Consider the following 6456-nt stretch of genomic DNA (forward strand, 5'->3'; position numbering starts at 1 on the left):
CCCAGTTGAGGGTGGGAATGCCGGTCTGACGCTCGACGAAGGCGACGAGGGCGGTATCGCGGCGGTCGGTCACGACGCCGAGGTTCCATCCCGCTATCCAGAGCGCGCGGCACTGGCCGGCATACGGCCCTTCCAGCTTCAGGGCGCCTTCGGCAAGCGGCTTTTCCGAGGCTCTTACGGGGCTCTGAGAGCCGCCTGAGAGCACCTTGAGCCGGTCGATGACGCGGCCGGCCTGGTCGAGCGTCAGTTCCTTCGCCGAGCGTCGGCCGGTCTCGCGGGCGAGCAGGTCGCGGTAGCTGTCGTCGTCGAGCGCCGCCCGCGTCTTGAGCGCGTGGATGGCGCCGATCTGCTGTTTGGTCACGGTGGTCACGACTGCCTCCGCAGCTGGACTTCAAGGGCGAGGATCTGGCACGTGAGCGCGGCGATCTCGGATTCGGCGTGCAGCCGGCGGCGGCTGCGCGGGGGCATGCGGTGCATGCGGGCGGAAAGGGCCTGATGCCGGGAGGCCAGCTCGCCGAGCCGCTGCAGCTCGGGCCACGCGAGAAGCGGAGCGGGAGCGGGAGCGGCGGGCCGGCGGCGGGGCATCAGTCGCCAGTTCCGGGGTTCGGGCAGTGGAACCGATGTTCGCGCACATGCGTGCCGTCGTCGGATTTCCGCTGGAACCGGATCGACCATGTGAGCAGCCGCTTGCCGATCCTGCAGGTGGCGTTCTTGGGCGCCCTGAAGCCGTCCGCTGCCTCGCGCTCGACGAGTTCGCGGACCTGCGCGACGTCCATCAGCTGGGCGAGCGGCACGGCCTTGCTGCGGCCGGCGACGAATCGTGCTGACTTGCGCTTGCGAGGTGCCATCACGACACCTCCCAGCGCCCGACGACGATCTCGCCGAGCCCTCGGGCGTCGGCGATCCGCTCGGCCGTCGTCAGGTCGGCGGCGACGACGTAGCCCGCAAGGTGCCGGTACTCCTCACCGGCATTGTCGATGCACAGCTGTGTCAGCCACACGAGGCCGCGAATGCGCAGGAGCCGGATGGTCTTCGGCGGCATGCCGTGGCAGTCGTCGTAACAGATGCCATCGGCATACGGCATCCGGCCATCGAGGCGGATCGGAGCGGGGTTCATGCCGTCTCCCCCAGTTCGTCCGCATCGTCGAGAACGGCGCCGATCATGTTTTCGTCGACCACTGTCTCGACGAGCAGGCGGGCGAGAGCGGCCGGCGAGATGTTCCGCCGCGCCGCCTCCGGGCCGAGCGCATCGAAGACATCGAGCGGCAGGAGGATGGCCCGGCCGCGCTGGCGCTGCGGCCGTTCCCTGATGGCGCGGACGGCGGAAGCCTCAAGCGCGCAGACGGTCTTGACGTCGATGCCGATGGCGGCGGCGATCTCCCGCGTCGTCATCTTCATCTCACGGAGGGCGAGTACCGCCTTGGTGCGCGTAGGCCAGCCGAGCGTGGGCTTGCTCATGGCGCACCCCCGTGAGTTTCCAGAATGGTGCGCCCCTCCGGCGTGAGGTTGCCTTCTCTATCCAGCCAGCCGGCTCGCCGGCACGAGACCTCGGAGCTGCCCCAGCCGGCGGCATGGCTACGAGTGAAAGGGCGGCCGTAGTCAGACGGCAGTCCGGCGGCCCTATTGCGCATGATCCGCAACTGGGTGGGCGTCGGTTTCTTGGCGCGATTGCTCATACCGCACCCCCGATCTTGGCGCGGGCCGAGGTGATCCAGTTCCGCATGGCGGCGGACACGCCGCCGGTCGAGGAGGCGCGGACGCCGCCGAGGGAAAGCGCGACGTCGGCGCCTGTCTCGCGCCACCGGGCGCCCTCGGTTCGGGCGAGTTCGTCGAGGGCGGCTTCCGCCGCCTTCCGGTGCTCGCCATAGGATGCGAAGCGCTCGGAATCGATGGGAGGCAGCTGCTCAAGGGCGGTGCTGACGACGCCGACGAGGCGCCGCAGACTGGCGATGTCGAGGGGGCGCTTTCTCATGACAGCATCCCCGTGATTTCGGCGTGGGCGTCCCGGCCGGTCTTGGTGACGTCGGCCGAGGCATGCCGGCGCCGCGCGAAACCGCGATCGAACAGCGCGTCCATGGTGGCCGGGGCGATGATCGGCCCGTTGAGCGAGCCGAAGCCCCAGCCGGCGCGGTAGCGCATGGCGCTGCCGTGGCGGACGAGCAGATCGAGCCCGGTCAGCATGGCGTCGGTGAGCTTGTGCTCACGCTGGCGGTTGAGGAGCGTCGTCATGAGCGCTCCTTCGCCGGCCCGGCGAGGACCTGCCGCAGGATCGCGCCGCTCATGTAGAGCTGATACAGCGCGTCGCCCGAGGGGGTGCCGTAGCCGTAATCGCCCGGCGCGCCGAAGGCTTTCTTCAGAGCGTCGATCTGCTCCACGACCTCGTCCAGCCTGTCGATCAGGCCGAGGACAAAGGTCGCGTCCGCCGCATTCGCGAACTGCGCGACGGGGCGCCGGCTGTCGATGACGCCGAGGCTATCGCCGAACACGAGTTCAGGGCGCAGGTCGCTGCAAGCCCACGGAAGTGTGGTGAAGGGAGCTTCCATCGCCGCCTCCTCACGCCGCCGGCTGCGCGGTGAGCGCCGCTTCGAAGGGCTCGACGACGAAGTCTTCGCCGCCGCTGCTGATGGAGACGCCGGCGACGGTGCGCGCCACGTCCGGTTCGGCCTTGAGGGCTTCCTTGTTCACCTCGACCTTCGTGCGGATGAACCGGCCGAGGCCGAGCGCGCGCAGCTTTTCGATCACCGTATCCTCGCCGCGCAGCCGGACGGAGGGCGGCCGAAGGCGCCATTTGATCTCGCCGGTGCCGAGGTCGACCGTCTTCGTCTTGTCGCCGCCGGTGAGCGTCGAGCGGTTCGCCTCGGCCCACATCTTCAGGCCCTCTGTGGCGGCCTCCGAGCGCTCGCGGAGCGGTGCCGCCGCGTTCTCGTACCGCTCCTTCACCGCCGCCAGTTCGTCGTTCATGTCGGCGGTGATGCGGGCGATGTCGCGGTTCAGCTCGCCGATGACGCGCACGGCGGCGGACGCTTCCTCGCGGTTCTGCGGAACCGGCAGGTTCGCGCCTCGGGTCTTAGACTTCACGGCCATCGGTGGCCTCCTGTGGTGCGAGGGTGAGAAGGCCGAGGGCGAGCAGCCCATCGGTCAGATCGTTCTGGTGGCGGATGGAGACCTCGACTTCGGCGACTTCGGTGTCGATGTCGTCGCGGTCGGCGGCGAGGCCGGAGCGCTCGCTCGCAGCCAGCATCTCGGCGGCGGACATCGCGATGTCGTGGAGGGCGCACAGCGCATGCGCCATGCCGGCGATGTGCGTGACCGGGACACCGATCGCGCCCCGGCTGCTCTTGTGATTGACGATGGTGCGGGCCGTGGCCAGCACCTCGGCAAGGGTCGCGTGCTGGGGCGCCTCAGACATGTCCGCCCTCCGCAATGCGCATCAGCTCGTCCAGGCGGCGATCCAGCTCGCGCCGGGCGGCGCCCTGACCGGGCGTATGCTCGGCGACGATCACCGCCGTGCGGGCACGGGCGACGGACCGCGCGGCGGCGATGATCTCGAAAGATCGCCGGATCGACGCGAAGCGCCGTTCCGCCACCTCGACGGCATTGTCGAGCTGCGCCAGTTCGTGCGTCCGCTGCTCGATCTCGCTTTCGGTGAAGGCCAAGGCGGCGTCCGTGGCGGCGACACCGGCATGCTCGACGACGGCCTTCGCGATCTCGTCGACCTGCCGCGCGGCGTCGGGATCGGTGCCGATGCGCTCCTCGAAGCGGCGCCGCGAGTTCAGGATGGTGGTGAGATCGCGCCCGCCGAGGGCGCGCGCGATGCGCGGCATGCTGTAGCTGGTGAGCCGCGCCAAGAGGCCGACCGTGACATGGCGCGGCCATGCGACGTCCTGGCTGCGGCGAAACGAGACGATCTCGCGGGGCGTCAGGCCGAAGTAGTCGGAAACCACCTCGGTCACGAGCTTGACCGTGATCTCGGGTTCGGGCGCGTTCATGCGGCGCCTCCCGGCTCGGCCGGCCCGAACAGTGGGCGCAGCGGCAGGCGCGGCGTGAAGGCAAGCACCGTCGCGGATGGCATGGCGCTCGAGTTTTGATGTGGCGGCTCGCCCTTGCCGCGCCCGACGAGGTCGAGATCGCGGGCAACGGCCTCCATCTGCGCCAGCGTCCGCGCTCCTGCCGCGACCTCGTGGCCGAGCTGGGCGATCTTGTCGTCGACGACGATGAAGACGTTGAGCAGCGCGTGCACCGCTTCCGGCGCCAGCTCGATGCCGGTGTAGAGGTAGCGCTCCATCAACTGCCGGCAGGGCTTGAGCAGCTCGCGGACTTCTTCGGTCGAGGGATGAGACTGCAGCATGGTGGCCCCCTCACGCTTCGATGGTCTGAGAGGAGAGCTGCGTCCAGGCGCGCTCGATGTGATTGGTGGTGATGTCCTTCACGCCACCACCCGAGATCATCGTGGCGAGCTTGATCACCTTGCCCATGATGCGGAGCGCGCCGGGCTTGCGGGCGATCGTCTTCAGCATGCGGACGACGGGGTCCTCGGTGATGCCCCATTTCTCGATGATCAGGCAGACGTCCTTCGCCTTGGCTCCGACCTGCGCCTTGCGCATGCCCACCCGCGAGTGCAACTGCGCGAATTCCTGCGTCCGGCGATCGGCCGAGCCCTGCAGGCGAGCGAGGATGCTCTCGTTGCCGGCGACCACAACGCCGCATTTGCCGAGATCGACGACCGTCGTGCGCAACTGGTCGAAGGCTTCCGTGTGGAGATGCTGCGCCTCGTCGATCACGATCAGACCGGCCGAGCCGCGCACACGGTTCGAGATGGCTCGCGAGATGAAGGCGTTGCGCCGCTCCTTCACGTCCAGATCGTCGGCGAGAATGGACAGAAGGTTGCTCGCCTTCTTCATGCTCGGATCGGCGGTGAGGACCCACACGTTCGAGGCGCGCTTGCCGTACTCGTCGATCGCGCGGGTCTTACCGATACCGGCGCTGCCGACAATGACGGCAAAGTCCTGTGTGGCCTGCGCAAAGGACAGGATGCCGTGAATGTCCTCGGCGGTCGGGGTCAGCACGAACGGCAGTTCGCCCGGCAGTTGCGCCGCCATCCGCGCCCGCTCGCGACGGGTTTCCAGCCACCGTTCAAGCTGCTCGGCAACCCGGCTGACATCACCGCGATAGGTGTTGCCCATGAAGGGCGTCAGGGTGCCGTAAGCGACGCCGGACTCGTCGGCGATCTGCCGCTGATTGAGGCCCTCGCGCTCCATGATCGAGCGCACCTCGTCGCGAACAGCGGCGTGCAGGGCCGGCGTGTCTTCCTTCGTTACATCGAGCATGATACCTACCTCTTGCTTGGACTATCGACGGCGCTGGCGGGCTCAATCGCCGGCGCCGTCCTCGTTTCGGACCACCCGAAGGCGGGAGGCCGAGCGGTTGAAGTCGGTCCAGAAGCTGTCTTCGGGATCGACTGAATTGGCGGGAGTGAGAGCCACGGCGGCGTTGCCGCGCGTGGCGATGAACGGCCGGACCACCTTGGTTTCCGGGGCCTCCGGCGCCTCGACCTTCGGCAGCAGCGCCGCCTGTTCGGCGAGCGTCAGCTTCTGCGCCGCGAGGGCGGCTTCCTTGGACTTCTTGATGAAGTCGGCGCGGGCGCGGGCGTGGATCCGCGCGGCCTCGGTCGAGAAGAAGCCGACCGCCTCGACGCATGGCGCCGCGCCGAGATAGGCGCCGTCCGGCCGGTAGATGTGGACGGGCTCCTGCAACGCGTCGGGGTCGAAGCGCAGCGTGACCTTGCGGCCGATCTCGTTGATCAGGAACTCCGACCAGTACCGGTTGCCGGCCAGCTCGACGCTGCCGTCCGTCTTCCGCACCGAGACCAGTTCAGACGAAAGCAGCAGCTTGCGCAGCTGGGCTTCGTGCGGCCGGGTGATGATGGCGGTCTCATAGGAGGCGGCGAATGCCTGATCGAAGGACAGGTTCCCGCCGCAGACCTTCGACCGCCGGCCGAGGCGGGCGTTGTGCTCAAGGATGCCCTCGGACACCACCTGCATGAACACGTCGAAGGGCACGGCCCGCGAGCCGTAGTTCTCTGGCTTGGCGTCGACGCTGCCGCCGGTATAGGCGCCTTCGAACCGGACATCGCGGGAGATGTTGTGCGCGAGGTCCCGCCATGCGCGTTCAATCGGCTTCGCCTGACCGTGATACGGCGTCGCCCAGTGAATCTGGCAACCGAGCGCGGTGATGATGCCTTCCGGCTCCTCGGCCTTCACCTTGAAGCGGAAGCGATTGGGCGTGCCGCCGGTGATCTTCTTCGAGGCGAAGGCACGGCCGTTGTCGAACAGGACATGGTCCGGCACGCCGTAGGTTTCGACCATGTCGGCGAAGGCGAGGCGAACGAGGTCCCAGTTTTCCGAGATGTCCACGCGCCACGACAGGATTTTGCCGCTGTAGATGTCCTGGAAGCCG

The 6456-nt window shown here is 68.4% G+C and carries 14 protein-coding genes; all 14 read right to left on the reverse strand.

Annotated features, from left to right (window positions below):
* Positions 1 to 370: regulatory protein GemA (locus STARVERO_RS23120; RefSeq protein ID WP_159602582.1), on the reverse strand; the 370-nt coding region annotated here is incomplete at its 3' end.
* The gene (locus STARVERO_RS23125; RefSeq protein WP_159602585.1) at positions 367 to 585 is read right to left on the reverse strand and encodes a hypothetical protein; all 219 of its coding nucleotides are present in this window, start codon (positions 583 to 585) and stop codon (positions 367 to 369) included. The genes STARVERO_RS23120 and STARVERO_RS23125, both read right to left, overlap by 4 nt.
* Positions 585 to 848 (reverse strand): hypothetical protein, encoded by a 264-nt coding sequence (locus tag STARVERO_RS23130; protein ID WP_159602588.1) that lies wholly within the window; start codon positions 846 to 848, stop codon positions 585 to 587. The genes STARVERO_RS23125 and STARVERO_RS23130 overlap by 1 nt, the downstream gene beginning before the upstream one ends.
* The gene (locus STARVERO_RS23135; protein ID WP_159602591.1) at positions 848 to 1117 is read right to left on the reverse strand and encodes a hypothetical protein; all 270 of its coding nucleotides are present in this window, start codon (positions 1115 to 1117) and stop codon (positions 848 to 850) included. Before STARVERO_RS23135 ends, STARVERO_RS23130 begins: the two co-directional genes overlap by 1 nt.
* A complete protein-coding gene (locus STARVERO_RS23140; protein ID WP_159602594.1) occupies positions 1114 to 1458 on the reverse strand; it encodes a sigma-70 RNA polymerase sigma factor region 4 domain-containing protein in 345 nt (114 codons plus the stop codon). The genes STARVERO_RS23135 and STARVERO_RS23140 overlap by 4 nt, the downstream gene beginning before the upstream one ends.
* A 214-nt stretch (positions 1459 to 1672) precedes the next feature.
* Positions 1673 to 1972 carry a hypothetical protein gene (locus STARVERO_RS23145; protein WP_159602597.1) on the reverse strand — a complete coding sequence of 100 codons (300 nt, stop codon included), beginning with the start codon at positions 1970 to 1972 and terminating at the stop codon, positions 1673 to 1675.
* Positions 1969 to 2229, reverse strand: coding sequence for a hypothetical protein (locus STARVERO_RS23150; protein WP_159602600.1), 261 nt, complete (start codon positions 2227 to 2229; stop codon positions 1969 to 1971). The genes STARVERO_RS23145 and STARVERO_RS23150 overlap by 4 nt, the downstream gene beginning before the upstream one ends.
* Positions 2226 to 2543 (reverse strand): hypothetical protein, encoded by a 318-nt coding sequence (locus STARVERO_RS23155; protein ID WP_159602603.1) that lies wholly within the window; start codon positions 2541 to 2543, stop codon positions 2226 to 2228. The genes STARVERO_RS23150 and STARVERO_RS23155 overlap by 4 nt, the downstream gene beginning before the upstream one ends.
* Positions 2544 to 2553: 10 nt before the next feature.
* The gene (locus STARVERO_RS23160) at positions 2554 to 3084 is read right to left on the reverse strand and encodes a host-nuclease inhibitor Gam family protein (RefSeq protein ID WP_159602606.1); all 531 of its coding nucleotides are present in this window, start codon (positions 3082 to 3084) and stop codon (positions 2554 to 2556) included.
* Entirely contained in the window at positions 3068 to 3409 is a 342-nt protein-coding gene (locus STARVERO_RS23165) for a hypothetical protein (protein ID WP_159602609.1), read from the reverse strand. Before STARVERO_RS23165 ends, STARVERO_RS23160 begins: the two co-directional genes overlap by 17 nt.
* On the reverse strand, positions 3402 to 3989 hold the full coding sequence (locus STARVERO_RS23170; RefSeq protein ID WP_159602612.1) for a helix-turn-helix domain-containing protein: 588 nt from the start codon (positions 3987 to 3989) through the stop codon (positions 3402 to 3404). The genes STARVERO_RS23165 and STARVERO_RS23170 overlap by 8 nt, the downstream gene beginning before the upstream one ends.
* A complete protein-coding gene (locus tag STARVERO_RS23175; protein WP_159602615.1) occupies positions 3986 to 4348 on the reverse strand; it encodes a hypothetical protein in 363 nt (120 codons plus the stop codon). Before STARVERO_RS23175 ends, STARVERO_RS23170 begins: the two co-directional genes overlap by 4 nt.
* A gap of 10 nt (positions 4349 to 4358) precedes the next feature.
* Complete coding sequence (locus tag STARVERO_RS23180; RefSeq protein ID WP_159602618.1) at positions 4359 to 5327, reverse strand: AAA family ATPase; 969 nt, start codon at positions 5325 to 5327, stop codon at positions 4359 to 4361.
* 42 nt (positions 5328 to 5369) lie between these two features.
* The coding region (locus STARVERO_RS23185; RefSeq protein ID WP_200837960.1) for a transposase domain-containing protein at positions 5370 to 6456 on the reverse strand (1087 nt) is incomplete at its 5' end.

This window comes from Starkeya nomas (genome assembly GCF_902703545.1).
Classification (GTDB): domain Bacteria; phylum Pseudomonadota; class Alphaproteobacteria; order Rhizobiales; family Xanthobacteraceae; genus Ancylobacter; species Ancylobacter moscoviensis.